The sequence below is a fragment of the Pseudanabaena cinerea FACHB-1277 genome, from assembly GCF_014696345.1.
GTDB lineage: Bacteria > Cyanobacteriota > Cyanobacteriia > Pseudanabaenales > Pseudanabaenaceae > Pseudanabaena > Pseudanabaena cinerea.
This window is the reverse complement of the sequence record NZ_JACJPY010000168.1, coordinates 1-2,789: the sequence shown is the minus strand read 5'-3', so window position 1 is coordinate 2,789 and position 2,789 is coordinate 1. Positions and strand designations below refer to the sequence as shown.

At 40.2% G+C, this 2,789-nt stretch carries 2 protein-coding genes; one reads left to right on the top strand and one right to left on the bottom strand.

The window, feature by feature from the left end:
- The coding region (locus H6F44_RS22560) for a serine/threonine protein kinase (protein ID WP_190353326.1) at positions 1-1,043 on the bottom strand (1,043 nt) is incomplete at its 3' end.
- Between the two features lie 391 nt (positions 1,044-1,434).
- Here H6F44_RS22560 and H6F44_RS22555 point away from each other — a divergent pair.
- A complete protein-coding gene (locus H6F44_RS22555; protein ID WP_190353325.1) occupies positions 1,435-2,712 on the top strand; it encodes an ATP-binding protein in 1,278 nt (425 codons plus the stop codon).
- Positions 2,713-2,789 lie beyond the last annotated feature (77 nt).

Genomic DNA, 2,789 nt, shown 5'->3' with positions numbered 1-2,789 from the left:
ACGGTTTTGCCGATGCCCGATGATCCCGCTACTAGCATTAGTTCGCTATTACCTTCGGAAACTCGATCAAAGGTGGCTAAGAGACTCGCTACTTCGGCTTCTCGTCCATAGAGTTTTTCGGAGATGGTGAAGCGATCGCTGAGATCCTTTGTGCCAATTGCAAACTCTGTGATGCTTCCAGTTTGGTTAAGCTGATGTAGGCAGACTTCGAGATCGTGCTTTAAACCCAATGCGCTCTGGTAACGATCCTCTGCATTCTTTGCCATTAGTTTAAAGACAATTTGGGCGATCGCTTCTGGGATCTCTGGTTTCAATTCGCTGACAAGTGGTGCGGGCTTAGCAAGATGACAATGCACTATTTCCAAGGGATCGTCTGACTGAAATGGCAATTGTCCTGTCAATAGCTCAAACAACGTTACGCCTAGAGCATAAAAGTCACAGCGATAGTCGATCCCCCGATTCATCCGTCCTGTTTGGCAGGGAGCCATATAAGCGAGTGTACCTTCTAAGATATTTGTACTAACTAGGATCTGCGTCTGGTGGGGCAGTAATGTCGCTAGTCCAAAATCAGTTAATTTAATCTGTTTCGTAATCGGTTCAATCAGAATATTGCTGGGGTTGATATCTTTGTGGATCACACACTGACTATAGAGATCGTCCAAAATTGTGGCAAGTTGGCTCGCGATCGCTAAAACTTCGGTTAGATCCAGAGGATTAACTGAGATGTAATCTGAAAGAGCGATATATCCCTCATCAGGCATTACCAATACATAGCCATTGCCATAGTTTTCTAAGCCAATAGGTTTAGCGATGCCTTGGGAGTTGAGTCTTTGTGCGATTGTGTAATGGTTTCTCAGCCTTAGCAAATCTTGATGGGTCGGGCGATCGCTTCTTGGCATTTTCAGCACTACAGGCATCCCATCACCTAAACGCACTGCGCGACAAACGATGTTGACATGACTTTTATATATCTGTTCGCCAATCTGAAAGCCATTAATATCGGGCAAATAATCGTCATTACCCACATTCAACGATAATATCATGATTTTTTTGACACATAACTATAGTGACTTTAATTTTGCGAATGACGAAACTAAAGCTTGTAAACCTTTACCCTTTATTGAGGTCGCCCCCCTTAGAGGAATCTTACAGCGCTTTGCAATGACTTGACACTCAGATAATGCTTTGAAAGAATTGCTCCGCGCTTTTGTCAAAACATTCCACCTTGATCAGCTAAATCACAGATCTAGCTATCTTCTTAAAATTATGCCCAGTTATTTAACTATTTTTACTTAAATAACGCTAAACTAATTTTGCTTAGCTATACAGCACTTTTAGCCCACTTAAAACCCAGAAATATTTCTGGAATTAGCACTTTGTGACAATTGCAACAATATTTTTGTACTACTCAAAGCCTCAACAGACTGTAATGTTATGCAAAAAAAAGTAAATATTATCTTGGTAGTCGATGATGAGATAGAAGTCCAGAGGCTTTTTCAGCAAAGATTTAGAAAAAGAATTCGCTCTGGTGAGATTGCATTCCAGTTTGCGTCAAATGGAGTAGAGGCTCTTAAGATCCTTCAGGAATCCACTGCAATTTCGATGGTGCTTACAGATATTAGAATGCCAGAGATGGACGGATTGTCCTTGATTTCTAAATTGAGCGAGTCTGAATCTTCGCCAAAGGCTGTAGTCATTTCCGCTTATGGAGATATGCAAAATATTCGCTTGGCAATGAATTATGGCGCTTTTGATTTTGTAACTAAGCCCATCGACTTTACCGACCTAGAAATTACGATCAATAAAACTCTTGCACTTGTAGATAGATTAGAAAATCAAAAGCAACAACTAGAAAAAGCTCAAGAACAACTCCGTATCCATGAAAAGCAAAAGTTAGCATTAGATCAGGCTAGAGAAGTTGCTGAGGAATCGAACAAAGCTAAGAGCGCATTCCTTGCCAGTATGAGCCACGAGATTCGGACTCCTATGAATGGAGTATTGGGAATGGTACAACTTCTCGCAGCGACAGACTTAACTCCAGAACAGCGACATTACTTAGGAATCATTAATAGTAGTGGGAATGCTCTTCTAAAACTGATTAATAACATTCTTGATTTTTCTAAGATTGAATCAGGAATGATTGATATAGAAAAGCAGATTGTAGTTCTTGAGGAAGTAATTAAATCTGTGTGTGAAATGTTAGGAAAGCAGATAAGTGATCAAAACATAAATCTTCAATATTTCATACATCCTGATATTCCCAAAATATTACTAGGCGATAGTAGCCGTATTAGTCAAATATTACTCAACTTGTTAGGCAATGCCATTAAATTTACACAAAGTGGCGCTGTTAAGATTTCTGTTCATCAGCAAGAATTCAATGCCGAGCAACAAAATGATTGTCAATTGATCTTTGCGGTTCAAGACTCAGGTATTGGTATTCAACGCGATCGCATAGATTTGTTGTTTCAACCATTTAGCCAAGGCGATCCTTCTGTCACTCGCAAATATGGAGGGACAGGACTAGGTTTAGTGATTAGCAAGCGCTTAGTTGAGTTAATGGGAGGAACACTTTGGTTTGAGAGTTTGGGCAATATTGGTGGCAGTCCGCCCGATGGTTGGGTCTCCAATCAGGCAACCCCGACTAGTCAAGGGGCTATATTTTATTTTACGCTCAAGCTAGAAAAAGGGAGCATCCCAAGTTTGCGGTAAGTAAATATACTTATGTACAAGCAAGGAAGAAATAGGAAGAATAAAGAGGAATAAAAATAGTAACAAGAAAATGCAGT

Bases quoted from the DNA above. Each gene is read 5' to 3' on its own strand.
- H6F44_RS22555 (WP_190353325.1), top strand. From the start codon at position 1,435: ATGCAAAAAAAAGTAAATATTATCTTGGTAGTCGATGATGAGATAGAA.